The organism is Micrococcus sp. GbtcB5 (assembly GCF_019091605.1).
In the GTDB taxonomy this organism is placed as follows: Bacteria; Actinomycetota; Actinomycetes; order Actinomycetales; family Micrococcaceae; genus Micrococcus; species Micrococcus luteus.
In genome coordinates this window covers 13,706-37,139 of sequence record NZ_JAGXJK010000021.1, presented here as the reverse complement: position 1 = coordinate 37,139, position 23,434 = coordinate 13,706, and the positions used below count along the sequence as shown (strand labels likewise).

Sequence of the window (23,434 nt, the reverse complement as noted above, 5' to 3'; positions counted from 1 at the left end):
TCCCTGGACCACTTCAGGGAGGGGCGCATCGCATGGAACGTGGTGACCGGCTACCAGGACCCGGCCGCACGCAACCTCGGCCTGGACCGGCAGCCGGGCCACGACGAGCGCTACGACCGCGCCGACGCCTACCTCGACGCCATGTACCGCCAGTTCGAGGGGTCCGTGGAGCGGGACGCCGTCGTGGCGGACCGCGAGTCCGGGGTGTTCGCGGACCCGGCGAAGGTGCACCCGATCGGCGTGGAGGGCCCGCACGTGCGCCTGCCCGGCGTCGCGCTCGCGCACCCCGGGCCGCAGGGCACCCCGTTCCTGTTCCAGGCCGGCGCGTCCTCGCGGGGGCGACGGTTCGCGCTCGAGCACGCGGAGGCGGTCTTCTACATCGGCCCGACGACGGCGCACGTGCGGCGGTTCGTCGAGCAGACCCGCGAGGGCCTGCGGGAGGCCGGCCGCCCCGAGGACGCGATCCGCGTGCTGGCGATGGTGACCGTCGTCGTCGCGGACACGGACGAGGAGGCGCAGGCGCGGCTGGCCGAGTACCACGAACACGTGGACGTGGAGTCCGCGCTCGCGCTGTTCGGCGGCTGGACGGGGGTGGACCTGTCCGGCCTGGACCCGGACGCCGAGCTGGAGCACGTGGAGAGCGAGGCCTCGCGGACGGCGCTGGCCGCGTTCACCACCCAGTCGCCGGACCGTCGCTGGACGGTGCGCGAGGTGGCGGAGTTCGTGAGCGTGGGCGGGCGGGGGCCGGTGATCGTGGGGTCCCCGGCCACCGTGGCCGATGAGCTCGAGCGCTGGCACCGCGAGACGGGCGTGGACGGCTTCAACATCTCGGCGGCCGTGCGCCCGACGGACCTCGAGCGGTTCGCCCGGCTCGTGAGCCCCGAGCTGCGGCGGCGCGGCCTGCTGCGTGAGCCCGAGGCGGGGCGGACCCTGCGCGAGAACGTGGCCGGCGGGGGACCGCTGCTGCCGGAGGACCACCGGGGGGCCCGGTTCCGCTGACCCCGACGCCACGGGAAAACGTCACGCTGACGTGCGCTAATCCGTCTCGTCGTGGGAGAGTGGGGGACGCGTACCCGCGCAGACCCCGCCCCGACCCCAGGAGGCCCGCATGGCCCGGCCCCAGACCGTCCTCACCGTGGTGGCCGCCCGCCGGCTCACCCCGCACCTCGTGCGCCTGACCCTCGGCGGTGAGCAGTTCGACGCCGTCCATGCCCGCTGGGCGGAGAAGGGCGCCACGGACCAGTACGTGAAGCTGCTCTTCGCCGACCCCGCGCTCGGCCTCGAGCCCCCGTACGACCTGGACGCCCTCCGCGAGCGCCTCGCCCCGGAGCAGCTGCCGGTCCGCCGCACCTACACGGTGCGCCACATGGACGCGGCCGCCCGCACCATGGATGTCGACTTCGTGGTCCACGGTGCGTCCGACGGCGGCGCCGCCCCCGGGCACGACGGTGGCCTGGCCGGGGCGTGGGCGGCGTCCGAGCCGGTGGGGCAGCAGGTCGCGTTCCTGGGTCCCGGCGGCGCCTACCGGCCCGACCCCACCGCCGACTGGCACCTGCTCGCCGGCGACGAGGCCGCGCTGCCGGCGATCGCCGCCGCCCTCGAGGACCTCGCCGCCACGGACGCCGCGGCGGCCGGCGTCGCGCTGATCGAGGTGACCGACGCCGGGGACGAGGTGCCCCTGACCGCGCCGGCCGGCGTCGAGGTGCGCTGGCTGCACCGCGGCGGCCCCTTCACCCCGGAGACGACGAGGTTCGCCGCCGCCGTCGAGGGCGCGGCGTGGCGGGACGGACGGGTGCACGCGTTCGTGCACGGCGAGCGGGAGCAGGTCAAGCGCGTCCGGGCGTACCTCACGGACGTGCGCGGCGTGGACCGGCGACAGCTGTCGGTGAGCGCGTACTGGGCCTACGGCCGTGCCGAGGATGTGTTCCAGGCGGAGAAGCAGACCCCGGTGGGGCAGATCTTCGAGGACGGCGCCACCGGCGGCTGACCCGCACAGGTTCGGCACAGCAGCAGCTTCGCCGCCCCTCAGGGCCTGACGGGCCAGGGGTGACGTGAGACGGTCGAGGGGTCATCGTCCGGCGGTGCCCGGCCGCCGGCACGTCCGCACCTCTGTGAAGGAGTCCCCATGAAGACGCCCGCACGCCTCGCCGTCGGCATGCTCGCCGCCTCCGGTCTGCTGCTCACCGGCTGCGCCTCCGACCCGACGCTGGACGAGAGCTGGCCCGAGATCCGCCAGAAGGTCGTGGACGCCGAGAGCCTGCGCCTGAGGGTGGAGGGCACCGCCGCCGACAAGGAGGAGGAGAAGGACGACGCGTCGGCCTCGGCGGCGCCCTCCGCCTCCCTGGGCACGGACGCCAGCCAGTCCCTGAACGTGGACCTCGCCGGCGCCACCGACGACTCCCACCTCAAGGGCACCATGAACATGGACATGGGGGCGGCCACCATGGACATCGAGGTCCTGCGCCGGGACGCCGACGTGTTCTTCAAGCTCAAGGCCGACGGTGACGACCTGCCCCAGGAGATGGGCATGTTCTCCACCCTCGTGGGCGACCGCTGGATCAAGACGAGCGCCGATCAGGCCGCGCAGATGGACATCTCACTCCAGGAGATCATGTCCGACCTCGAGGAGGACATGCCCGCCGCGGACGCCTTCGACGGCAAGGACCTGAAGGCCGAGGAGGTGGAGCTCGAGGGCAGGACGTACCTCAAGTACGCGCTGCCCGAGGAGCACCACGAGTTCGGCCGGACGATGCTGATCGACCCGGAGAGCACGACCCTCTACCGTCTCGAGGACGTGAACTCGGAGGACGAGGACGTGGACGCGAACGCCACCTTCACCGAGTGGAACGCGGTCGAGGCGCCCGAGGCCCCCGCCAAGGAGGACGTCTTCGACCTGGCCGAGCTGCAGGAGCTGGCCGGCTGACCCGCTGCGCGATCCGGGTGGGCTGGCGGGCCGCCACGGCATGATGTCCTGATGGACCGCACCGCCCCCACCCCGCCCGCGAACGCCCTCGCCCCGGACCTGCCGGAGGACATCGCCCGGGAGGCGATCGCCTTCCGCCGCCTCCTCCACGGACATCCGGAGCTGGACCTGCACCTGCCCCGCACCCAGGCCGCCGTCCTCGAGCGGCTCGAGGCCCTGCGCGCTGAGGCGGGGGAGGATGCCGCCACCGGTCGCCCCGCGCTGGAGACGAGCGTGGGCCGGGCGCTGAGCTCCGTCGTCGTGGTGTTGCGCGGCGGGGCCCCGCTGCCGGAGGGGGCCCGGCGGCCGGTCGTGCTGCTGCGGGGGGACATGGACGCCCTGCCCGTCACGGAGGAGACCGGGCTGGAGTACGCCCCCGCCGTGCCGGGCACCATGCACGCCTGCGGCCACGACCTGCACACCGCCGGCCTCTACGGCGCGCTGGCGTGGCTGGTGCGCCGTCGCGGGGAGCTCACCGCCGACGTGGTGGCCATGTTCCAGCCCGGGGAGGAGACCGGCGGCGGCGCCCTGCACATGATCCAGGAGGGGCTGCTGGAGGCGGCCGGGCGACCGGTGGACGCCGCCTACGCGATCCATGTCTCCTCGGGCACGTACCCGCGCGGCGTCCTGCTCAGCCGCCCGGGGGCGATCCAGGCCGGCTGCGACGACCTGGTGGTGACGGTGCACGGTCGAGGCGGGCACGGCTCGGTGCCGCACCTGGCCCAGGATCCGGTGCCCGTGGCCGCCGAGATGGTGCTGGCGCTGCAGTCCGTGGTCACCCGGCAGTTCGACGCCTTCGACCCGGTGGTCGCGACCGTCGGGCACCTGAGCGCGGGCACGGCGGCCAACATCATCCCGGACAGCGCCACCCTCGCCCTCACCCTGCGGACCTTCTCCGCGGACGCCCGCGCCCGGCTGCTCTCGGCCGTGGAGCGCCTGGTGCATGGGATCGCCGCGGCGCACGGCATGAGCGCGCAGGTCCGGACGGACTGCGCGTTCCCGGTGACGGCCAACGATCCGGACGCGGTGGCCTTCGTCCGCGGGGTCGTGGAGGACCTCTACGGGGCCGACGCCTACCGGGAGCTGCCCGAGCCCGAGCCCGGCAGCGAGGACTTCTCCGAGGTCCTCCAGCGGGTGCCCGGCGCCTACGTCCTGCTCGGGGCGGTCCCGGAGGGCATGGACCCGGACGAGGCCCCGGTCAACCACTCCCCGCAGGCCGTGTTCGACGACGCCGTGGTGCCGCGGGCCGCTCAGGTGCTGGCCGAGCTGGCGCTGCGGACGGCGCCGGGGCCGGCGTCCTGAGCGCGGCGGCCGGCCCGGAGCACCTCGGCGATCTGCCCGACGCACGGCTCGTTCTGCAGGCTCGTGGTGTCTCCGAGCGCGGTGCCCTGGTGCAGCTGCGTCAGCAGCCGCCGCATGATCTTGCCCGAACGGGTCTTGGGCACGTCGGGGACGAAGACCACCTCGGCGGGCTTGGCCACCGGCCCGATCACCCGCCCCACATGCCGCCGCAGCTCCTCGGCACGGTCGGCGGCGGAGGCGCCGGGGCCGTCGTCGCCGGCCAGCCAGCTCTCGTGCGCCACCACGAAGGCGACGGCCGCGTGCCCGGTGGTCTCGTGCGGCACGGGGCACACCCCCGCCTCGATCACCTCCGGGTGCGCCACGAGGGCGGACTCGATCTCGATGGTGCTCAGCCGGTGCCCGGAGATGTTGATGACGTCGTCCACGCGCCCGAGGATCCAGACGTCGCCGTCCTCGTCCCGCTTGGCGCCGTCGCCGGCGAGGAACCAGCCCGCCTCGCCCTGGTCCGCGTAGTCCTCCCAGTACGAGTGGAAGTAGCGGGCCGGGTTCTGCCACACGGTCCGGGCCATCGACGGCGAGGTGCGGGTGACCACGATCCGACCCTGCAGGCCCTCGGGCGTGGGGGTGCCGTCGTCGTCGACCACGGCCACGTCCACCCCCGGCAGGGGCCGGGAGCCGCAGCCCGGCTTGAAGGCCGTGTCCGTGGGGCGGGGGGAGAGCACGGTGGCGCCCGTCTCGGACTGCCACCACGTGTCCACCATCGGCAGGTCCGGGGTGTCCCGGCCGATCTGGGTCCGCGCCCACGTCCAGGCCTCCGGGTTCACGGACTCGCCCACGGTGCCGATCAGGCGGATCGAGGACAGGTCCGGGCCGCCGTCCGCGTGCGCCGGGATCCCGTCCGGATGCCAGCCCTTGAGCGAGCGGATCAGGGTGGGCGCCGTGTAGTAGCTCGTCACCCGGTAGCGCTCGATCACCTCGAAGTGCCGGCCCGGGTGCGGGGCGTTCGGCACGCCCTCGTAGATCACCTGCGTGACCCCGTTCGAGAGCGGACCGTAGATCTCGTAGGTGTGCGCGGTGACCCAGGCCAGGTCCGCGGTGCACCAGTGGACGTCGTCGTCGCGCCGTGCCGGGTCCGGGTGGGAGAACAGGAAGTCGTGTGTCCACGAGGCCGCGGCGAGGTACCCGCCGGAGGTGTGCACGAGCCCCTTGGGCTGTCCCGTGGTGCCGGAGGTGTACATGATGAACAGCGGGTGCTCCGCGTCGAAGGCGCGCGGGGTGTGGGTGTCCGGCTGGCGGTCCACGACGTCGTGCCACCACAGGTCCCGGCCCTCGGTCCACGGGATGTCCCGGTGGCCCGTGCGGTCCAGGACGAGGACGTGCTCGATCGCGTTGTCCCCGGACACGGCCTCGTCCGCGTTGGCCTTCACGGGGACGGCGGTGCCGCGGCGGAACTGGCCGTCGGTGGTGACGAGCAGCTTGGCGCCCGTGTCCTCCACGCGGAACCGCAGCGCCTCCGCCGAGAACCCGCCGAACACGAGCGAGTGCACGGCGCCGATCCGCGCGCACGCCAGCGTGATGACGATCGTCTCGACGAGCACGGGCAGGTACACGACGACGCGGTCGCCCGCCTCGATGCCCAGCTCCTCGAGGGCGTTCGCGGCCTGGGCGACCTCGCGCTGCAGCTGTGCGTAGGTGACGGCGCGGCGGTCGCCGGGCTCGCCCTCGAAGTACAGGGCGACCTTCTCCCCGCGCCCCGCCGCCACGTGGCGGTCCACGCAGTTCACGGCCACGTTCAGGGTGCCGTCCTCGTACCAGCGGATCTCCGGGCCGCGCTCGGCGGCCGGGTCCGGGGCGGTGAGGGAGCGCGTCCGGGTGAAGGGTCGCTCCCAGCTCAGACGTCGGCCGGCCGCCTCCCAGAACGCGAGCCGGTCCGCCTCGGCCACCGGGCGGCCGTCGCCGCGCCCGCCGTGCAGCCGGTCCGCCGGGCGGCCGGGGTGGACGTCCGGGTCGGCGGCGTCGACGAGCGCCTGCGGGAGGGGGCCGGGCAGCGTGGCGAGGGCCGCGGCGGGCACGCCGTCGTTCGGTCCGCGGACGGCCCCGGAGGCGCCCTCCTCGGCCGGGTCGGGGCGGGCGGGGTCCTCGGTGGGCGTCATGGGCGGCGGTCCTCCTGGTCGGCGGGTCCGACCAGGCTAGGGACGACGACGACGGCGCCCCGCCCGCCGTCGTCACCGGCGGTCATGCTCGGCCCGCCGGACCCCCGCGGGCGCCCGGCGCGGGCCAGGGCGACGGCGGCCGGTGTGGATCCCGTCCCACGGCCGGGTCGCCCCGGCCGCCGGCCCGCCCGCGCGTGTCAGAGTAGGGCCATGACCACCTACGCCACCCTCGCCGCCCGGTACGCCGACGCCTTCGACTCCGTCGCCCACGGCGAGCGGGCCCGCGAGGCGGGCCGGCACCTGCCGTTCGCCGCCCTCGCGGAGCTGCAGGCCGCCGGGTTCGGCAAGGTCGGTGTCCCCGAGGACGCGGGCGGCGAGGGCGGCGGCAGCGAGACCGTGCTGCGCCTGCTCATGGACCTGGCCGCCCGGGACGTGAACACCGCGCACGTCTGGCGCTCCCACCTCGTGTTCATCGCCACGGCCATGGACCAGGCGCCCGCCCGTCGGGAGCGGTGGCTGCGGCACATCGTCGACGGGGACTGGGCCGGCTCCGCCCTGGCCGAACGCGCCGGCGGGGCCGCGCCGGGCCGTGCCGCCACCCTGGCCAGCCGGGACGAGGGCGGCACCTGGGTCGTGCGGGGGCAGAAGTACTACGCGACCGGCTCGGCCTTCGCCACGTGGACCGCCGCGACCGTGGGCATCGAGGGGGCGGACCTCGTCTCCCGCCGGAACTCCAAGCGGGCCGGGGGCGCGGTCCGCGAGCCGGACCGGGCCGTCGCCGTCGTGCGCGTGCGTCAGCCGCGCGTGGGCATCAAGGACGACTGGGACGGCTTCGGCCAGCGCCTGACCGCCACCGGGTCCGTGGTGCTCGACGACGCCGCGGCCGAGGAGCTGCTCGAGGTGCCGCGGCAGGACGGGCCCGTGCCCGTGCTCATGGAGGCGACCCTGCTGGCGCTGCAGGCCGGGATCGGCCGGGCGGCGCTCACGGAGGGCACGCAGCTGCTGCGGCAGCGGCGCCGCACCTTCAACACCGGCACGGCCGCGCTGCCCAAGGACGACCCCCAGCTCCTCGAGATCATGGGGCAGCTGGCCGGGCGGCAGGCCGCGGCCGAGCTGATGGTGCGCGAGATCGGGCGGCTGCTCGACGAGGGGCAGGACGGCGCCGACGGGGCCGGCCCGGCGGAGGCCGACGTCGTGGCGGCGTCCGCCGAGGCGATGGCGGCCGCGTACCGGGCCCAGGCCGTGGTGCCGGAGGCCGTCCTCGAGGTGTGCACCCGCATCTTCGACACGCTCGGCGCGTCGGCGACGTCGGCCACGCTGCGGCTCGACCGGCACTGGCGCAACGCCCGCACCCTCGCCACCCACGACCCGGCGGCGTTCAAGGTGCGCATGGCCGGCGACTGGCTCGTGAACGGCACCCCGCCGACCGCCTACACGTCGGCCGGCGAGGTCCCCGAGGGGGACTGACCCGACGACCGGGCGGCCGGACGTGCCGGGCTCAGGCCCAGCGGCGCAGGGCCCGGCGCTCCAGCAGGCCGAGCAGCCAGTCGGTGAGCTTGCCGAGCACGGCGAGCAGGATGATCGCCAGGATCAGGCGGTCCGTGCGTCCGTTGTTCTGCGAGTCGGTGAGCAGGAAGCCCAGGCCCATCGAGGAGGCGATCAGCTCCGCGGCCACCAGGAACAGCCAGGCCTGGGCCAGGGCCAGCCGCAGGCCGGAGAACACGGCCGGCACCACGGCGGGCAGCTGCACCGTCCGCAGCAGGGACAGCCCGTGGTAGCCGAAGGCCCGACCGGCCTCCACCAGGTGCGGGTCCACATGGCGCAGGGCGGCGTAGACGGTGGTGAACACCGGGAAGAACGCGCCGATCGCGATGAGGGTGACCTTGGACTCCTCGCCGATCTGCATCCACAGGATCAGCAGCGGCACCCAGGCCAGCGAGGGCACCGCGCGCAGCGCCCCGATCAGCGGGGCGAACAGCGCGTCCGCCCACCGGGACAGCCCGAGCGCGGACCCCACGGCCAGCCCGAGTGCGGCGCCGAGCAGGAAGCCCAGCAGCACGCGCTGGGTGGAGATCCCCACGTGCAGCCACAGGTCGCCCCGCTCCAGCAGGTTGACGCCGGCGCTCAGCACCGCGCCGGGGGAGGGCAGCTGCACCGCGGAGAGCAGCCCGGCGGCCGTCACCGCCCACCACAGCACCAGGAGGACGGCGGGCGCGGCCAGGCCCACCACCGCCCGGGCGCCGGGCCGGTCCAGCACCCGGGACCGGGCTGGGCCAGCGCTGAGCCAGACGTTTCGGTCGTCTCCGCGGGGTGGATGCAGCAGATTTCTCTGGCTCAGCGCTGGTGCGCCTCTGGCTCAGCGCTGGGGTGCCACTGAGCCGCAACAGGGCCGCCGCCCGCGGACGTGCCCTCCGTCACGGTCGGGGCATGTCACGAACCGGGCGCCGCACGCGTGGCCGGGCCCGGCGGGGCCGTCATGAACCCCTGGGCCGGACCGACTTCCACCGCCGGCCGCGTCGGCGTTGCATGGTGCGGAACCGTCGCCCGCCCGGCCGCGCCCCTGCGACCGGGCGGCCCTGGAAAGGAGACCCATGAGCACCGCCGAGAACGCCGGGGCCGGAGCACCCACCCGCCCGGACGAGCACCGCGCGATCCTCTTCAACGCATTCGACATGAACTGCGTCGCCCACCAGTCCCCGGGTCTCTGGCGTCACCCCGACGACCACGCCCGGGACTACAACACCCTGGGCTACTGGACGCACCTGGCGCAGACGCTGGAGAAGGGCCTGTTCGACGGCCTGTTCATCGCCGACGTCCTCGGCCCGTACTCCGTGTACGGCGGCACCTCCGAGGCCGCCATCAGGACCGGCGCGCAGACCCCCGTGAACGACCCGTTCCTGCTCGTCTCCGCGATGGCCGCGGTCACCGAGCACCTCGGCTTCGGCGTCACCGCCGGCACCGCCTACGAGCACCCCTACCCGTTCGCCCGCCGCCTCGCCACGCTCGATCACCTCACGGGCGGCCGCGTGGGCTGGAACGTGGTCACCGGCTACCTGCCCTCCGCCGCCCAGAACATGGGCCAGGACGACCAGATGGAGCACGACGAGCGCTACGAGCACGCCGACGAGTACCTCGACGTCGTCTACAAGCTCCTCGAGGGCTCGTGGGAGGACGACGCCGTCGTCTACGACAAGGCGTCCGGCGTGTTCGCGGACCCGGCCAAGGTCCACGACATCGCCCACGAGGGCACGTGGTTCAAGGTCCCCGGCCACGCCGTCACCGAGCCGTCCATGCAGCGCACCCCCGTGATCTACCAGGCCGGCGCCTCGACGCGCGGCCGCGCCTTCGCCGGCAAGCACGCCGAGGCCGTGTTCATCAACTCCCCCACGAAGGAGCTGGCGGCCGCCACCGTGAAGAAGATCCGCCAGGCCCTGGTGGACGCCGGCCGTGACCCGTACGACGTGAAGATCTTCGCGATGCAGACGATCGTCACCGGGGCCACCGACGAGGACGCGCGGGCCAAGTACGACGACCTGGCGCAGTACGTGGACCCGCTGGGCGGCCTCGTGCTCATGTCCGGCTGGATGGGCATCGACCTGTCCCAGTACGACCTGGACGAGCCGATCGGGGACGTGAACTCGAACGCCATCCAGTCCGCCGTGGAGACCTTCCAGAAGGCCTCCGGCACGGATGAGGAGTGGACCGTGCGCAAGCTCGCCGAGTGGGTGGGCATCGGCGGCTTCGGCCCCGTGATCGTGGGCGGCGGCGAGTCCGCGGCCCGTCAGCTCGTCGAGTGGGCCGACGAGACCGACGTGGACGGCTTCAACCTCGCCTACCACATCACCCCGGGCACCTTCGAGGACATCGTGGAGTTCGTGGTGCCGGAGCTGCAGAAGCTCGGCCGCTACAAGACCGCGTACACGGACGGCACGCTGCGCCACAAGCTCTTCGGCCGCGGCGACCACCTGCCGCAGAACCACCACGGCGCGTCCTTCGCCCTGCGCCGCCGGTAGGGTGACGCCAGTGGCCGCGGCGCCCTGCCTCGGCCGGCAGCAGCCCCAGGAGGAGAACATGCAGCGCAGACGTGCCGTCCGCGCGGCCGGGCTCGGCGTCGTGGGCGCCCTGGCCTTGGCCGGGTGCGGATCCGAGCCGCAGTCGGTGGGGGAGGCCTGGCATCAGGCCCGCACCCAGGTGGACGAGGCCGAGACCGTCCGACTCGAGACCGCCTACACCACGGGTCGTCAGGGCCCGCAGTCGGTCCGCTGGGACATCGCCGGTCGGCTCGACGGCGGCGACGCCGAGTCGAAGGGCGTCATGCAGGTCGGCCGGGACTCGCACATCACCATGGAGTCCCGCCAGGTCGGCGAGGACGTGTTCGTGCGGGTCGAGGTGGACGGGTCCGACGTCCCGGACGACGTCCAGCTGATGTACGCCGATCCGCAGTGGCGTCGTGTCTCGGCCGGTGAGGGGCAGGAGCCGCCCCTGAAGTCCCTCCTCGACCAGGTGGGCTTCCCCGCGGCGGACGCCCTCGACGGCGCCGAGGTGCGTGCCGAGGAGGTCGACTGGGACGGCGGCACGGCCTACCGCTATGCCGTGCCCGAGGAGGTCGCCGACGCGGCGATGGCCGACGGCGACGTCACCCGGGTGCACTCCTTCACGGTGGACGGCGACGGCGAGCTGGTCGCGCTCACCGTCGACGACGGCCAGGCCACCCAGCAGTACGCCCTGAGCGACTGGAACCAGATCGAGCCGGCCGAGGCGCCGGAGGAGGTGGCCGAGTGAGGCAGCGCCAGACCCAGACCCGCCGCACCCGCCGCGGCCTGTCCCTCGCCGCCGTCGGGGCGGCCGCCCTGCTGCTGACCGGCTGCGCCTCGGGCGACGACGCCCCCGGCGCCTGGGACCGCGCCCGCACCCAGCTCGAGGAGGCCGACTCCGTCCGCATGGTCACCGAGCTGCGGTCCGAGGCTCCGAGCAACGGTCGCGCGGTCCCGGACTCGGTGGACATCTCCGGCCCCGTGGACGGCTCGTCCATGCGGTACGTGTCCGTGTACAAGGACGACGGTCTGATCACCCGGGACGAGTCCCGGATCGTGGACGGCACCGCGTACTCCCGGTTCACGGTGGAGCGCGTCGGCGCGAGCGGCGAAGACCACCCCGCCTATGCCGAGCGATGGACCGCCACCCCCTACGAGGGCGATCCCAGCACCACCGGCATGGGCGCGATGGTGAGCTCGCTGCTGGGCTCCCTGCCGGAGTCGGGCGGCCTGGACGACGTCGAGGCGGACGCGGACGGCATCCGCCGCAGCGGTCAGGACGCAATCCGCTACGTGCTGGACGAGCCCGTCTCGGGCCCGCAGGAGGGCGTGGCGCTGACCGCGTTCACGGTGTCCAAGGAGGACGGCCGCCTGCTCACCGTGGAGACCGAGTCCGCCGGCACGAAGGCCGTGGTGACCATCTCCGAGATGGGCGAGGTGGATCCGGTGCAGGCCCCGCCGGCCGATGAGGTCCTGACGCAGGACGGCTGATCCGGCCCACGACGACGGCGGCCCGCCTCCCCTCGGGGAGGCGGGCCGCCGTGTCTGGCCGGGTCAGCGCGTCTGCGGACCCTCGTCACCCAGCGGGGTGGACGGGTCCGAGACGGTGTCCGGCTCGGCGCCGTGGCGGGCCGCCGTGGTGACGTTGTCGTTGTTGGACTCGGTCACGCGGTCGTCGCGGACGTCGTTCTTCTTGTCGTTGCCCTGCATGGCATCCTCCACCTTCGCCGTGGCCTTTTGCACCGGATCGGACTTCTTCACCTCAGCGAACTTCTGCTGGGCGGTCTCCTGGACATGGCCGACCTTCTCCTGGGTCTTGGGGTCGTTCCAGAGCTTCTGGGCGTTCTGGGTCATCTTCTCGAGGTTCTTGCGGCCCTCGGCGGAGCCGAGCAGGTAGCCGAGTGCGGCGCCGAGGCCCAGGGTGATGAGGCGCATGGGGGGTCTCCTTCGTGTGTCGGGACCGCGCCGACCCTCTTGGACGGGCCGGGCGGCGCGCTGCTGCGCTGTCCGGGGTTCCCTCTGGTCACCGGAGCCCGCCGCGTCAGGGGTTGAGGCGCACGGCCGCGCGGGGGCCGGCGCCGCCCGTCCCCCCCGTCCCGCCCCACGACGCCGGCCGCCCCCCCCCGGGGGTGAGCGGCCGTCGTCGTGCCGGGACCCTTAGGCCCAGGGGGTCAGCCGAAGCGCTTCGGCAGGGTGGCCTCCCAGGCCTCACGCAGCTCCGCGATCGGCAGGGTGAAGGCGTCCTGGACCTCGAGGGCCGCGGAGTCGGCGTCCACCACGCCGATGCGCGCGGCCGCGTAGCCGCGGGCCGTGGTCATGTCCGTGAACCGGACCTCCTCGGTGCGGGGCACGGCCACGACGGCGCGCGCCTGCGTCTCGGAGAACAGGGCGGTGAACAGGTCCACGCCGTCGCGGCGCAGCACCTCGTCCAGCACCACGCGGGCGCCCACGCCGAAGCGCAGCACCATCTCGGACAGGGTGGCCGCGAGGCCGCCGCCGGAGACGTCGTGGGCGGCGTCGATCATGCCGTCCCGGGACATGTTGACCAGCAGCTCGCCGAGCAGGCGCTCCTTCTTCAGGTCCACCTTCGGGGGCAGGCCGCCGAGGTGGCCGCGCAGGCGCGCGAACTCGGAGCCGTCCAGCTCGTCCGCGGTCTCGCCCAGCAGGTAGATCGCCTGGCCGTCCGCGTCCGGGGCGAAGCCGGAGGGGGTGCGACGCAGGACGTCGTCGAGCTGGCCGAGCACCGCCACCGTGGGGGTGGGGTGGATCGGGGTGCTGCCCGTCTGGTTGTACAGGGACACGTTGCCGCCGGTCACCGGGATGCCGAGGGTCTGGCAGCCGTCCGCCAGGCCGCGCACGGCCTCCGCGAACTGCCACATCACGTCCGGGTCCTCGGGGGAGCCGAAGTTCAGGCAGTCGGAGACGGCCAGGGGCACGGCCCCGGCGGTGGTGACGTTGCGGTACGCCTCGGCCAGGGAGGCCTGCGCGCCCGTGTACGGGTCCAGGTAGGTGAACCGGTCGTTGCAGTCCGTGGCCAGGGCCACGCCCATGCCGGTCTCCTCGTCCACGCGCACCACGCCCGCGTCGTCCGGGGCCGCCAGGGCGGTGTTGCCGCGGACGTAGCGGTCGTACTGGCGGGTGATCCAGGAGGTGTCCGCCAGGTTCGGGGAGCTCATCAGCTCCACGACGGCGGCGCGCAGCTCCTCGCCCGTGGCGGGCAGGTGCTGACCGGCCTCGGAGGAGCGGAACGTGTCCGCCTGGAGCTCGTCCTGCCAGGCCGGACGCGCGTACGGGCGCTCGTAGACCGGGCCGTCGTGGGCCACGGTGCGCGGGTCCACGTCGACGATGACCTCGCCGTCCCAGGTGATGATCAGGCGGCCGTCACCGGTGACCTCGCCCAGCCAGGAGTACTCGACGTCCCACTTGGCCATGACGGCCTCGAAGGCGGCGACGTTCTCCGGCGTCACCACGGCCATCATGCGCTCCTGCGACTCGGACATGAGGATCTCGCCCGGGGTCAGCGTGGAGTCGCGCAGCAGCACGTCCGTGAGCTCCACGCGCATGCCGCCCTCGCCGTTGGAGGCGAGCTCGGAGGTGGCGCAGGAGATGCCGGCGGCGCCGAGGTCCTGGATGCCCTCGACGAGGGAGTCGCGGAACAGCTCGAGGCAGCACTCGATGAGCACCTTCTCGGAGAAGGGGTCGCCGACCTGCACCGAGGGGCGCTTGGCGGGCTTGCCGTCGCCGTCGAAGGACTCGGAGGCCAGCACGGAGGCGCCGCCGATGCCGTCACCGCCGGTGCGGGCGCCGAACAGGACCACCTTGTTGCCCACGCCGGAGGCGTTGGCCAGGCGCAGGTCCTCGTGCTTGAGCACGCCCACGGCGAGGGCGTTGACGAGCGGGTTGCCCTGGTAGATCGGGTCGAAGCGGGTCTCGCCGCCGATGTTCGGCAGGCCCAGGGAGTTGCCGTAGCCGCCGATGCCGGCCACCACGCCGTGGAACACGCGGGCGGTGTCCGGGTGGTCGATCGCGCCGAAGCGCAGCGGGTCCATCACGGCCACCGGGCGGGCGCCCATGGAGATGATGTCGCGCACGATGCCGCCGATGCCCGTGGCCGCGCCCTGGTAGGGCTCCACGTAGGAGGGCGAGTTGTGGGACTCGACCTTGAACGTCACGGCCCAGCCGTCACCGAGATCGGTCACACCGGCGTTCTCGCCGATGCCCACCATCATGTGCTGCTTCATCTCGTCGGTGAGCTTCTCGCCGAACTGGCGCAGGTGCACCTTCGAGGACTTGTACGAGCAGTGCTCGGACCACATGACCGAGTACATGGCCAGCTCGGCCGCGGTGGGGCGGCGGCCGAGGATCTTCTTGATCTCGGCGTACTCGTTCTCCTTCAGGCCCAGCTCGGCCCAGGGCTGCTCGACGTCCGGTGTCGCCTGGGCGTCCGCGACCGTCTCGATGTTGAACTGCTGGCTCATGCATGGCCTCCACGGCTGGCGAGGGTGGTCAGGACGGAGGTGAAGAAGCCGAGGCCGTCCACGCCGGAGCGGGGGCCGGCGGCGGTGTCCGGGCCGAAGCCCGGCTCCACGGCGTGCTCCGGGTGCGGCATCAGGCCGACGACGTTGCCGGCCGGGTTCGCGATGCCCGCGATGTCCCGGCGCGAGCCGTTGGGGTTCCAGCCCTGATAGCGGAACACCACGCGGCCCTCGGCCTCGAGGGCGTCGAGGGTCTTCTCGTCCGCCACGTACTGGCCGTCCTGGTTCTTCAGGGGCACGGTGATGGTCTGGCCCTGCTCGAAGTCGCGGGTCCACACGGTGTCCGTGCTCTCCACGACCAGCTCCTGGTCGCGGCAGATGAAGTGCAGGTGGTCGTTCTTGATCATCGAGCCCGGCAGCAGGTGCGACTCGGTGAGGATCTGGAAGCCGTTGCAGATGCCGAGCACCGGCAGGCCGTCCGCGTCGCCCTCGGGGCCGCCGGCCGCCGTCGCCACCGCGTCCATCATGGGGGCGAAGCGCGCGATCGCGCCGGCGCGCAGGTAGTCGCCGTAGGAGAAGCCGCCCGGGATCACGACGGCGTCCACGCCGGCGAGCGTCCGCTGCGGGTCCGCGTCGGCGTGCCACAGGGAGACGGGCTCGGCGCCGGCGAGGCGGACGGCGCGCAGCGCGTCCACGTCGTCCAGGGTGCCGGGGAAGGTGATGACGCCGATGCGCGCGCCGCTGAGCGGCGTCGTCGGGGTCGAGTAGTGGCCGATGAGGGGGAGCTCGGTCATCGGGCGCCCTCGGCCTCGTCCAGGACGGCCACGTTCACGACGTCCTCGATGACGGGGTTGGACAGCATTTCCTCGGCGGCCGTGCGCGCCTGGGCGAGGATCTCGTCGGTGACCTCGCCCTCCACGGTGAGCTCGAAGCGCTTGCCCTGGCGGACCTGGCTGAACTCGGTGAAGCCGAGGCGGGGCAGGGCCCCGTTGATCGCCTTGCCCTGCGGATCGAGGATCTCGGGCTTGGGCATGACGTCGACGACGATGATGGGCATGAACACGCTCCTGGGTGCGGGACGATGCCGCGGAGCAGGACGGTGTAGATGCCGTCTCACGCCCGGCCCGGGGCGCTCCGCGTGCTTGCCCGTCCAGTCTACTCGGCCGCCTGGACGCGGGATCGTGGGTGTGATGGGGGCGGCACGCGGCAGCCGGCCCGGCGTAGCCTGGCGGCATGAGACCTCAGCAGACCCGTGTGTCCCCGCTCGGTCGACGTCGGCCGATCAGCCCGCTCGGCCCCGCGCTGCTCGCCGCGGCGGCCGGCGTCGTGCTGACGGGAGTGCGCCGCATCACGGCCCGGTCCGCCCGGCGTCGCGCGACCGGGCGCCCGCGCCGGTGAGCCGTCCCGAGCCCTGCCCCTGCGGGTCCGGAGCCGGGCTCGCGGCGTGCTGCGGTCGCCTGCACGCGCGTTTCGCCCAGGACGGCGCCCTGACCGCGCCCACCGCCGAGGCGCTCATGCGCTCCCGGTACACGGCGTTCGCGCGGCTGGGCGAGGCCGGGACGGCAGAGGCGCGGGCGATGGCCGACTATCTCGCCGCGACCTGGGTTCCCGAGCACCGGCCCACCGCGGCCGAGCTGCTGCCGACCGAGGGGGAACAGGCGCCGCGGTTCACCCGCCTGGCGGTGCTGGACGTGCGGGACGGCGGGCCGTTCCAGGACGCCGGGACCGTGGAGTTCGTGGCCGTCGGCACGGGGGCCGAGGGGCGGTTCCGACTCCATGAGGTCAGCCGGTTCCGCCGTGAGGACGGGATCTGGCGCTACGTTAACGGCGACGTGCGCTGAGGCCGGGGCGGCGCGTCGGCCGGCGGTGACGCGTCAGAAGGCGGAGAAGATCCCGGCGCCCACGCTGAGGACCAGGCCCAGGATGGCGATCCACGCCACCAGGGTGACGATCGGGCGGGGGCGACGCGGGGCGTCGTCGTGCCAGTCCACGCCCTCCAGCTCCGGAGGGGTGCGCAGCTCTCGATCCATGGCCCCAGCCTCTCATGCCCCACGCCGCCCCGGGCCCAACGCGGGTTGACTTGTCACGGGTGCTGGGCGCCTGGACCCGCGAGAACTCAACCCGCGTTGCCGTCCGGGGTGAACAGGTCCTCGATCCGCCGCCCGAACACGGCCGCCAGGCGGAAGGCGAGCGGGAGCGAGGGGTCGTAGCGGCCCTTCTCGAGAGAGATGACGGTCTGCCGGGAGACGCCGAGCTCGTCGGCGAGCCGCTGCTGCGACCAGCCGAGGCGGGCACGCTCGTCGGGGATGGTGTTCTCCACGGCTCAGCCCCGGCGCTTCTGGAGCGCGTAGCGGACGGCCACCGAGGCGCCCGCGAAGAGGAGCAGCCCGGCGCCCACGAGGGGGAGGCTGGGCTGCCACCCCGCCAGGGCGACGACGAACGTGCCCAGGCCCAGCACCACGAGCAGGTCACCGAATGCGCCGGACTGCGCCTTCTCGAGCCACCGGCCCTCGACGGTCTCCTCGGTGTCCCGGACGGCGCCGCGGAGGGTGGTGCGGTCCACGAGGAACAGCCAGGCGAGGGCTGCGCCGACCGGGAGCGCCGACGCCGCCATGACCGCGCCCGTGACCGCCGGGAAGCGGGGATCGGCGTCGCCCTGGCTCGAGGCCAGACCGTAGGCCGCGGCCCCGATCAGCAGGGCGATGACGACGCCGGCCACGAGGCTGACGAGGATCAGTCGCCCGGATCCGCCGCCGAGCCGGGAGGAGCGGCCCCAGCGGGGGCGGCGGTCGCGGGCGAGGTCGGTGGTGGTGTGCGGCGTGGTGGCCATGGCGGTCCCTCCGGGGCGGGGCCGGGGTTTGTCCCCGTCGTGTGAAGCAAGCTTGACAGTAAAGAGAGTTTGACGTCAAGTCTGCTTGACGGTGGCCCGACAGGGCGGCGGCGGAGCTGGGCCTCGCCATGGACGCCTCCACCGCCGCCCACGATGCTGGCCGCATGGCCTTCGAGGTGCACCCGCTCACCGCCGACCGCTTCGACGACTTCGCGCACGTCGTCAACCCGAACCGCCGCGCCACGCACTGCTGGTGCCTGTCCCCCCGGCTCTCAGCGCCGCAGAGGCACGCGCCCGGCGACCCCCGCGAGGACACCATGCGGGCGCTCGCTGCGGGGGAGCCTGCGCCCGGCGTCGTCGGTACTCGGACGGCGAGCCCGTCGCGTGGTGCAGCATCAGCCCGCGCAGCGCGATCCCGCGGCTCGTGATGCGACACATCCGCGGGTGACCCGGCCCTCCGCCGTCCGTCCGCCCGTCCGGCCAACGCGGGTTGACTTGTCGCGGGTCTGGGCGGTGAATACCCGTGACAAGTCAACCCGCCTTGCCCGGGGTGCCGCGCCCTTGGCTCGCGTGGAGTCGTCCCCGCCCGCCCCGGCCCGTTCCTGAGGAGCCGCCATGTCCCTCCGTCTCTCTCACACCACGTGGGACGCGCTGGACCCCCACGCCATCGCCGAGTTCTGGCGCGCGCTGCTCGGCTGGGAGGTCGACGAGCCTCACCTCTACCGCCCGGGGTCGGACGAGTGCTCACTCGTCGGCCCTGACGGGCAGGTCGTCCTCTTCTTCCGCGTCCCGGACGCCAAGCGCGTGAAGAACCGCGCCCACATGGACCTGCGCGCGGCCGCCGGCTCGACGCGCGACGCCGAGATCGAGCGGGCGCTCGCCCTCGGCGCCGCGATGGTCGACGACCGCCGCGTCGACCTCGGCTGGGCCGTCCTCGCCGACCCCGAGGGCAACGAGTTCTGCATCCTCGACGGCTGAGCCGACCCCACGACGGCCCGGCGTCTCCGCGGGGGAGTCGCCGGGCCGTCGGGGCGGACCGGGTACCGGGTGCCCGGGCCGTCCGCGGCGGCGGTGTGGCGGGAGTGGTTCGCGGTCATGGGCCCTCCTGTGGTCGATGCCCTGGGCCGGTGGCCCGGCCCGCCTCGGAGGCCCTGGGGGCCGTCCGACCGGACGTTGTGAAGCAAGCTTGACAGTCAAGTGACCTTGTCGTCAAGGTAGCTTGACGCCGGGGCCCGTGCGAACACCTCCCACGTCATGGGCGGGGTCAGCCCGAGCCAGGCAGGTTCGAGACGGAACCCGAGGGCTGCGTTCATCCGCAGGGACGCCGCGTTGACTTCGGCACCGCCGGTGCCCCACTCGCGCCCACCGCGGGCATGGGTCGCCAGGACAGTCGCCGCCTTGACGGCCTTCGCCACGCCACGGTTCTCGTGCTCGGACGCGACCGCGGTGCGGTCGACCTCCCACCGGTCAGGGGAGCGGAACGTCAGGGTGAATCCGATGAGCACTCCTCCCTCGAAGGCCCCCACGGCAAGCCCTGCTGGGGTGGACAATCGGGCCTCGAGGTCGTCCGGCAGCGGCTCGTGACGGGAGCCGTCGGTGCGCGGGAATCGGGGAGCCGCTTCCTCGTCGAGGGCGCGCAGGGCAGGCAGGTCGACGGCGGTCAGTCTCCGCACCTCGATTCCCCGCGCTTCGGCCGCCGCGACGTGGCCACGGTAGGGCGCCAGGTCGGCGTCGTCGTCGAGGTGGAGGCGCGCGCCCCAGGAGCGGGAGCGCACGCTCCACCCGGCGTCGAGCAGCGCAGCGGCCTCGGCCGAGTCTTCGCGGTGCACGCGGGCGTCCGCCCGTGGGTCGGTCACGGGGGTGAGCATCGACCACGGGATGCGCCCGGAGACGGCCTTGCCCGGATAGACGTGCGGGAACTCGGCCGAGTGGGGATCGGAGGGGTCTCCCGGCTCACGCCGCACCCGCAGGCCGGCCCCGGCCAGTTCGTCCTCGTCCAGGCCGACGACGAACGCGTCCGGCCGGTCCGGGTAGATCGCCGCGCCGACCATTCCCACCTGGGCGGCGTCGTCGGAGGCGTGGAGGAAGCCGACGTCGTCGATCGAGGCGCCGCGCGTCGATGCCGTGTAGCGGCCGGTGCGACGCGCGGCGGCCCAGTCCTCCGGGAGGGTGATGTGCAGGATCATGGCGCGAGGCTATCGGCCTCGGCGTCGACGCCACCCCTCCGGCTGCCCATCGCGGGTTGAGTTGTCGGGGGTGTGGGGCGGCGGCACCCGCGACAACCCAACCAGCGTTGCAGGGCCTCCCCGGGCATGACGACGGCCCGGCGTCTCCGCGGGGGAGTCGCTGGGCCGTCGGGGCGGACCGGGTACCGGGTGCCCGGGCCGTCAGTCCTCCAGGAAGGCCTCGACGTCCGGGGTCACCGCGCGGGAGTCGATCAGCTGACGCTCGATCGCGTCGTGGGTGATCCGGTTGGCCTCGCGCACGGCGTCGGTGCGCATCGAGATCTTGATGTCGCCCTTGTGCGTCGGGGTCCCGGCCACCTGGACCGGCTGGGTCTCGAGCGGCAGCGGGACGGCGTCGCACAGCGACTTCTCGGCCGGCTGGGCGCCGGTCAGGAAGTAGTCACGGATGGGCGCGTCCACGCACTCGGTGCCGTACGGGAACAGGCCGTGGGTGCCCTCGTTGTCCACGGAGATGAGGGACGTGTTGCGCAGCACGCCGGCGGCGCGGTGGCCGCCCTCGTACGGGGTCGCCGCGTCCAGCTCGGACTGCACGATCACGGTGTTCGGGGCGCCCTTGCCACCGGGCTGGGCGGGCATGGAGGTCTGGGCGGGCCAGTACATGCACTCCGACGGGCCCATCAGCACACCGATCCACGGGGCCTTGCGGCCGAGGTCGTCCACCCACGAGGTCCAGTATCCCTGCGAGGTGTTCCACTGGCCGTCCTGGCAGCGGATCGCCGAGAACGCGCCCTCGAAGGTGACGGCGTCACCGGCCTGGGTGGCGGCGACGAGCTGCTCGCGCTCGCCCACGGTCTCCAGGCCGCGGGCGGCGAAGCGGTCGAAGGAGTCGCGCTCCTCGGCCGGCAGCGACGCACGGGCCTCGGCCAGGATGCGCTCGATCTGGGTGCGCTGCCCCGCGGGATCCGTGGCCGCGGCCTCGGACTCCATGATGCGGATGTAGGCGGCGATGACGGACCCGGCGTCGAGGTACTGGGACGTGTCGTACATGGCCGGCAGCAGGAACGAGCCGGCGACGATCACGCCGAGCTGCGTGCGGGTGCCGCCGGCGTCCTCCCAGCGCTGCCGGATCTGCATCGGGTCGTCGCCGAGGCCGAAGATCTCGTCGTGCCGGGCCACGTAGGGGAGCATCGCGTCCTGGAACTGACGGTCGCGGGAGCGCGGCTGCAGGTCCCAGGTGGTCTGGAGCCCGTCACGGGAGATGTCCACGGCGGAGTCCAGCAGGAACCGGTGCGCGTGCTGGGGGAAGACGCGCTGGTACCAGCTGCCCAGCCACGTGCCGTACGAGTAGCCGATGTAGGAGGTCTTCTCCTCGCCCAGGACGGCGCGGATGAAGTCCATGTCGTACACGGTCTGCTCGGTGGTGATGTACGGGGTGAGCTCGTTCTCGAGGCACGCGTCGACCTGGGCCTTCGTGTCCTGCCACACGTCGTGCTCGGCGTTTGGCGTGTAGGTGCACTCCAGGGCGGTGGACTGGCCCACGCCGCGGGGGTCGAAGCCGATGAAGTCGTACTGCTCGGCGAGCTCCGGGGCGCGCTCGGCCATGGCGGGCCCCCAGGGCAGGCCGGAGCCGCCCGGGCCGCCGGGGTTGACCAGCGCGATGCCCTGGCGCTCCGGGTTGCCCTTCGAGGTCTCGGTCTTGGCCACGCGCAGGGTGATGGTGTGGCCGTCCTCGGGGTTCTTCCAGTCGCGGGGCACCGTGACGTCGGCGCACGCGGTGCCGGGGATCGCGCTGAACCGGGCGTTGAGGCGCTCGCTGCCGAAGTCGCAGGCCTCCCAGTCCAGCGCCTGGCCCACGAGGTGCGGCGCGAGCGCGGCGGCGTCGTTGACCTTGTTGCCGCGCGTGGCGGAGAGGTCGTTGGAGCGGGCCTGGCCCTGCGATGCGGACCCGTTGCCGTTGCCGTTGCCGTTGCCGGGCGCGGAGAGCGCGGGGGCGGCGGCCGTGACGGCGAGCGAGACGGCCGCGACGGCGGCGGCGAGCGTGGTGCGGCGGCGAGCTGGAACGGTTCTGGTCACGTCAGGTCCTCGAGTCGTTCGGTGCGGAGAGGGCCGGGGCGGTCACCGGATGACGCGAGTGATGCGCCTCACAGCCTGTAGAGCGGCCATCCTAATCATGGACGTGCGCTGGAAGTCCACTCGGCGTCCGGCCCGGTCCCGGGGGCCGCCCCCGCGGCCGCGTCCAGCACCGCCAGCAACCGCGCCCGCAGCGCCTGGCCCCGTTCGGCGAACTCGCGCTGGCGCCGCGCGTACTCGGCACGCCCGGCCGGCTCCTCGATCCGCACGGCCGCGTAGCCGTCGCGCCCGTCGGAGAGGTCGTCCACCCCGGTCAGGTCGTACGGCGAGGCCTCCATGTCCAGCCTGCGGATGTCCCACGCGAGGTCGAAGCAGTCCGCGAGCAGGTCCGAGTCGACCACCGGCACCAGCTTGTACGCCCACTTGTACAGGTCCATCCCCGCGTGCAGGCAGCCGGGCTGCTCCATCTCCCGCATCCCGGCGCGCGTGGGCAGGACGCCGTCGTCGCCCTCGTTACGGTCGCGGGCCTCGGGCGCGAAGAACCGGAACGCGTCGAAGTGCGTGCACCGGATTCGCGAGCCCTCCACCACCGCGTCCGTCCCCCCGGCCCCGAGCCGCAGCGGCAGCTGGGAGTGCCGCACCCCGTGCACGTCCGAGCGGTACGCCATCGCCCACTCGTGCAGCCCGAAGCAGCCCAGGCGTGGCGCCCGCCCCGCCGTGCGCGCGAGCAGGTCCCGCGTGAACGCCACCCCCGACGCGCGGTCGGCCAGCACCGCCGCCGCGTCCACCAGCCAGCCGCCCACCGGGCGGCCGTCGACGACGGCGCCTGCCACCTCGCCGGCCTCGACGCGCCGGTAGTGCTTCCACTCGCCCCGTGGGGTCGTGCCCAGCTCGGCCGCCTCGGCGTGGGCCGCGGCGCCGTCGTCGTCCGCGAGGAGGACCCCCGGCCCGGGGTGCCAGCGCTGCAGCGCGGCGGGGGAGTGCGTGTAGTAGCCGAAGAGGAAGTCCTGCACCGGGTGCTTCTCGCCCCGCATCCGCAGGGCCACCAGCGGGTCCGTGCGTCGGGCGATGCGCTCGCGGTGCGCCAGCGCGTGGGCCCGCCACACGTCGGCGGGCAGGGCGACGACGGCGGGCGGCAGGGTCTCGGAGGGCGCGGGGGCGGTGTGTGGCTCGGGCATGGCCCCACCATCCTCCCCCGTGGCGCCCCTCATGAGCGAGCGGGCCCACGTGATGCCGACGCGGGGAGCGCACTCCGGCGGCCCCAATTCGACGGTCCTGGACGTTGCCTGGCAAAGATCTGGTCAAACGCCCTACCGGACGGTAGATTGCACATGTCTCGCTGTGGTGCCCATCACATGGGCGCCGATCTCCCCGTCCCCCGGCGTCATCCCCGCCGGCGTGCCACGGGTGAGAGCTGGGCGG

24 protein-coding genes are annotated in these 23,434 nt (G+C 73.8%); 12 read left to right on the top strand and 12 right to left on the bottom strand.

Features of this window, described 5'->3' with window-relative positions; translation table 11 throughout:
• The 4 genes from KVS67_RS08955 to KVS67_RS08940 all read left to right on the top strand — a co-directional run.
• The coding region (locus KVS67_RS08955) for an NtaA/DmoA family FMN-dependent monooxygenase (RefSeq protein WP_217565272.1) at positions 1-999 on the top strand (999 nt) is incomplete at its 5' end.
• A 109-nt stretch (positions 1,000-1,108) separates the two neighbouring features.
• Complete coding sequence (locus KVS67_RS08950; protein WP_020621428.1) at positions 1,109-1,987, top strand: siderophore-interacting protein; 879 nt, start codon at positions 1,109-1,111, stop codon at positions 1,985-1,987.
• A gap of 138 nt (positions 1,988-2,125) precedes the next feature.
• Positions 2,126-2,923, top strand: a complete 798-nt coding sequence (locus KVS67_RS08945) for a hypothetical protein (RefSeq protein ID WP_020621429.1) — start codon at positions 2,126-2,128, stop codon at positions 2,921-2,923.
• 51 nt (positions 2,924-2,974) lie between these two features.
• Positions 2,975-4,264 carry a M20 family metallopeptidase gene (locus KVS67_RS08940; protein ID WP_044658670.1) on the top strand — a complete coding sequence of 430 codons (1,290 nt, stop codon included), beginning with the start codon at positions 2,975-2,977 and terminating at the stop codon, positions 4,262-4,264.
• On the opposite strand, the gene acs is transcribed toward KVS67_RS08940, so the two are convergent.
• Positions 4,213-6,417, bottom strand: coding sequence for an acetate--CoA ligase (gene acs, locus KVS67_RS08935; RefSeq protein WP_063189895.1), 2,205 nt, complete (start codon positions 6,415-6,417; stop codon positions 4,213-4,215). The genes KVS67_RS08940 and acs overlap by 52 nt on opposite strands.
• Positions 6,418-6,627: 210 nt before the next feature.
• On the opposite strand from acs, the gene KVS67_RS08930 reads away from it, so the two are divergent.
• Positions 6,628-7,884 carry an acyl-CoA dehydrogenase family protein gene (locus KVS67_RS08930; RefSeq protein WP_063189897.1) on the top strand — a complete coding sequence of 419 codons (1,257 nt, stop codon included), beginning with the start codon at positions 6,628-6,630 and terminating at the stop codon, positions 7,882-7,884.
• 31 nt (positions 7,885-7,915) lie between these two features.
• Here KVS67_RS08930 and KVS67_RS08925 read toward each other — a convergent pair whose 3' ends face one another.
• Positions 7,916-8,674 (bottom strand): ABC transporter permease, encoded by a 759-nt coding sequence (locus tag KVS67_RS08925; protein ID WP_231866337.1) that lies wholly within the window; start codon positions 8,672-8,674, stop codon positions 7,916-7,918.
• Between the two features lie 334 nt (positions 8,675-9,008).
• Here KVS67_RS08925 and KVS67_RS08920 point away from each other — a divergent pair, with 334 nt between their 5' ends.
• From KVS67_RS08920 to KVS67_RS08910, 3 genes are read left to right on the top strand one after another with little or no spacing between them, the layout of a single operon-like run.
• Entirely contained in the window at positions 9,009-10,430 is a 1,422-nt protein-coding gene (locus tag KVS67_RS08920; protein ID WP_217565271.1) for an LLM class flavin-dependent oxidoreductase, read from the top strand.
• 58 nt (positions 10,431-10,488) lie between these two features.
• Positions 10,489-11,199 (top strand): Tat (twin-arginine translocation) pathway signal sequence, encoded by a 711-nt coding sequence (locus tag KVS67_RS08915; protein ID WP_208011538.1) that lies wholly within the window; start codon positions 10,489-10,491, stop codon positions 11,197-11,199.
• Positions 11,196-11,942 (top strand): hypothetical protein, encoded by a 747-nt coding sequence (locus tag KVS67_RS08910; RefSeq protein ID WP_063189903.1) that lies wholly within the window; start codon positions 11,196-11,198, stop codon positions 11,940-11,942. Before KVS67_RS08915 ends, KVS67_RS08910 begins: the two co-directional genes overlap by 4 nt.
• 63 nt (positions 11,943-12,005) lie before the next feature.
• On the opposite strand, the gene KVS67_RS08905 is transcribed toward KVS67_RS08910, so the two are convergent.
• From KVS67_RS08905 to purS, 4 genes are all read right to left on the bottom strand, one after another.
• Entirely contained in the window at positions 12,006-12,386 is a 381-nt protein-coding gene (locus tag KVS67_RS08905) for a YtxH domain-containing protein (RefSeq protein WP_063190150.1), read from the bottom strand.
• Between the two features lie 236 nt (positions 12,387-12,622).
• Entirely contained in the window at positions 12,623-14,929 is a 2,307-nt protein-coding gene (gene purL, locus KVS67_RS08900; RefSeq protein WP_063190149.1) for a phosphoribosylformylglycinamidine synthase subunit PurL, read from the bottom strand.
• Positions 14,926-15,720 (bottom strand): phosphoribosylformylglycinamidine synthase subunit PurQ, encoded by a 795-nt coding sequence (gene purQ / locus KVS67_RS08895; RefSeq protein ID WP_063190148.1) that lies wholly within the window; start codon positions 15,718-15,720, stop codon positions 14,926-14,928. The genes purL and purQ overlap by 4 nt, the downstream gene beginning before the upstream one ends.
• Positions 15,717-15,983, bottom strand: coding sequence for a phosphoribosylformylglycinamidine synthase subunit PurS (gene purS / locus KVS67_RS08890; protein ID WP_002856633.1), 267 nt, complete (start codon positions 15,981-15,983; stop codon positions 15,717-15,719). The genes purQ and purS overlap by 4 nt, the downstream gene beginning before the upstream one ends.
• 176 nt (positions 15,984-16,159) lie before the next feature.
• Between purS and KVS67_RS08885 the strand changes: the two genes are divergently transcribed.
• Both KVS67_RS08885 and KVS67_RS08880 read left to right on the top strand, forming a co-directional pair.
• Positions 16,160-16,324 (top strand): hypothetical protein, encoded by a 165-nt coding sequence (locus KVS67_RS08885; RefSeq protein ID WP_155643109.1) that lies wholly within the window; start codon positions 16,160-16,162, stop codon positions 16,322-16,324.
• A complete protein-coding gene (locus KVS67_RS08880; RefSeq protein WP_049148014.1) occupies positions 16,321-16,767 on the top strand; it encodes a YchJ family protein in 447 nt (148 codons plus the stop codon). The genes KVS67_RS08885 and KVS67_RS08880 overlap by 4 nt, the downstream gene beginning before the upstream one ends.
• A 33-nt stretch (positions 16,768-16,800) precedes the next feature.
• Here the strand turns inward: KVS67_RS08880 and KVS67_RS08875 are convergent, their stop codons facing one another.
• The 3 genes from KVS67_RS08875 to KVS67_RS08865 all read right to left on the bottom strand — a co-directional run bounded on the left by KVS67_RS08875 (position 16,801) and on the right by KVS67_RS08865 (position 17,756).
• Entirely contained in the window at positions 16,801-16,956 is a 156-nt protein-coding gene (locus KVS67_RS08875) for a hypothetical protein (protein ID WP_010079551.1), read from the bottom strand.
• An 86-nt stretch (positions 16,957-17,042) separates the two neighbouring features.
• A complete protein-coding gene (locus KVS67_RS08870) occupies positions 17,043-17,246 on the bottom strand; it encodes a helix-turn-helix transcriptional regulator (RefSeq protein ID WP_002856639.1) in 204 nt (67 codons plus the stop codon).
• 3 nt (positions 17,247-17,249) lie between these two features.
• A complete protein-coding gene (locus KVS67_RS08865) occupies positions 17,250-17,756 on the bottom strand; it encodes a hypothetical protein (RefSeq protein ID WP_254629305.1) in 507 nt (168 codons plus the stop codon).
• Positions 17,757-17,884: 128 nt separating this feature from the next.
• On the opposite strand from KVS67_RS08865, the gene KVS67_RS08860 reads away from it, so the two are divergent.
• Both KVS67_RS08860 and KVS67_RS08855 read left to right on the top strand, forming a co-directional pair.
• Complete coding sequence (locus KVS67_RS08860) at positions 17,885-18,184, top strand: hypothetical protein (protein WP_051049981.1); 300 nt, start codon at positions 17,885-17,887, stop codon at positions 18,182-18,184.
• 187 nt (positions 18,185-18,371) lie between these two features.
• Positions 18,372-18,734 carry a VOC family protein gene (locus KVS67_RS08855; RefSeq protein ID WP_020621445.1) on the top strand — a complete coding sequence of 121 codons (363 nt, stop codon included), beginning with the start codon at positions 18,372-18,374 and terminating at the stop codon, positions 18,732-18,734.
• Between the two features lie 215 nt (positions 18,735-18,949).
• Here KVS67_RS08855 and KVS67_RS08850 read toward each other — a convergent pair whose 3' ends face one another.
• From KVS67_RS08850 to KVS67_RS08840, 3 genes are all read right to left on the bottom strand, one after another.
• A complete protein-coding gene (locus KVS67_RS08850; RefSeq protein ID WP_217565270.1) occupies positions 18,950-19,942 on the bottom strand; it encodes a GNAT family N-acetyltransferase in 993 nt (330 codons plus the stop codon).
• Positions 19,943-20,143: 201 nt separating this feature from the next.
• Positions 20,144-22,015: an alpha/beta hydrolase gene (locus KVS67_RS08845; RefSeq protein WP_217565269.1), complete on the bottom strand. Its 1,872-nt coding sequence runs from the start codon at positions 22,013-22,015 to the stop codon at positions 20,144-20,146.
• Between the two features lie 95 nt (positions 22,016-22,110).
• Entirely contained in the window at positions 22,111-23,190 is a 1,080-nt protein-coding gene (locus KVS67_RS08840) for a 3-methyladenine DNA glycosylase (RefSeq protein WP_217565268.1), read from the bottom strand.
• Between the last annotated feature and the right edge of the window lie 244 nt (positions 23,191-23,434).

What these genes read in the sequence shown, in the direction of transcription:
- KVS67_RS08945 (WP_020621429.1), top strand. Translation starts at nt 2,126, where the DNA reads ATGAAGACGCCCGCACGCCTCGCCGTCGGCATGCTCGCCGCCTCCGGT.
- KVS67_RS08875 (WP_010079551.1), bottom strand. Translation starts at nt 16,956, where the DNA reads ATGGATCGAGAGCTGCGCACCCCTCCGGAGCTGGAGGGCGTGGACTGG.
- KVS67_RS08915 (WP_208011538.1), top strand. Translation starts at nt 10,489, where the DNA reads ATGCAGCGCAGACGTGCCGTCCGCGCGGCCGGGCTCGGCGTCGTGGGC.
- KVS67_RS08865 (WP_254629305.1), bottom strand. Translation starts at nt 17,756, where the DNA reads ATGGCCACCACGCCGCACACCACCACCGACCTCGCCCGCGACCGCCGC.
- KVS67_RS08920 (WP_217565271.1), top strand. Translation starts at nt 9,009, where the DNA reads ATGAGCACCGCCGAGAACGCCGGGGCCGGAGCACCCACCCGCCCGGAC.
- KVS67_RS08940 (WP_044658670.1), top strand. Translation starts at nt 2,975, where the DNA reads ATGGACCGCACCGCCCCCACCCCGCCCGCGAACGCCCTCGCCCCGGAC.
- purL (WP_063190149.1), bottom strand. Translation starts at nt 14,929, where the DNA reads ATGAGCCAGCAGTTCAACATCGAGACGGTCGCGGACGCCCAGGCGACA.
- acs (WP_063189895.1), bottom strand. Translation starts at nt 6,417, where the DNA reads ATGACGCCCACCGAGGACCCCGCCCGCCCCGACCCGGCCGAGGAGGGC.
- KVS67_RS08850 (WP_217565270.1), bottom strand. Translation starts at nt 19,942, where the DNA reads ATGATCCTGCACATCACCCTCCCGGAGGACTGGGCCGCCGCGCGTCGC.
- purQ (WP_063190148.1), bottom strand. Translation starts at nt 15,720, where the DNA reads ATGACCGAGCTCCCCCTCATCGGCCACTACTCGACCCCGACGACGCCG.
- KVS67_RS08840 (WP_217565268.1), bottom strand. Translation starts at nt 23,190, where the DNA reads ATGCCCGAGCCACACACCGCCCCCGCGCCCTCCGAGACCCTGCCGCCC.
- KVS67_RS08855 (WP_020621445.1), top strand. Translation starts at nt 18,372, where the DNA reads ATGTCCCTCCGTCTCTCTCACACCACGTGGGACGCGCTGGACCCCCAC.
- KVS67_RS08885 (WP_155643109.1), top strand. Translation starts at nt 16,160, where the DNA reads ATGAGACCTCAGCAGACCCGTGTGTCCCCGCTCGGTCGACGTCGGCCG.
- KVS67_RS08860 (WP_051049981.1), top strand. Translation starts at nt 17,885, where the DNA reads ATGGACGCCTCCACCGCCGCCCACGATGCTGGCCGCATGGCCTTCGAG.
- KVS67_RS08905 (WP_063190150.1), bottom strand. Translation starts at nt 12,386, where the DNA reads ATGCGCCTCATCACCCTGGGCCTCGGCGCCGCACTCGGCTACCTGCTC.
- purS (WP_002856633.1), bottom strand. Translation starts at nt 15,983, where the DNA reads ATGCCCATCATCGTCGTCGACGTCATGCCCAAGCCCGAGATCCTCGAT.
- KVS67_RS08950 (WP_020621428.1), top strand. Translation starts at nt 1,109, where the DNA reads ATGGCCCGGCCCCAGACCGTCCTCACCGTGGTGGCCGCCCGCCGGCTC.
- KVS67_RS08930 (WP_063189897.1), top strand. Translation starts at nt 6,628, where the DNA reads ATGACCACCTACGCCACCCTCGCCGCCCGGTACGCCGACGCCTTCGAC.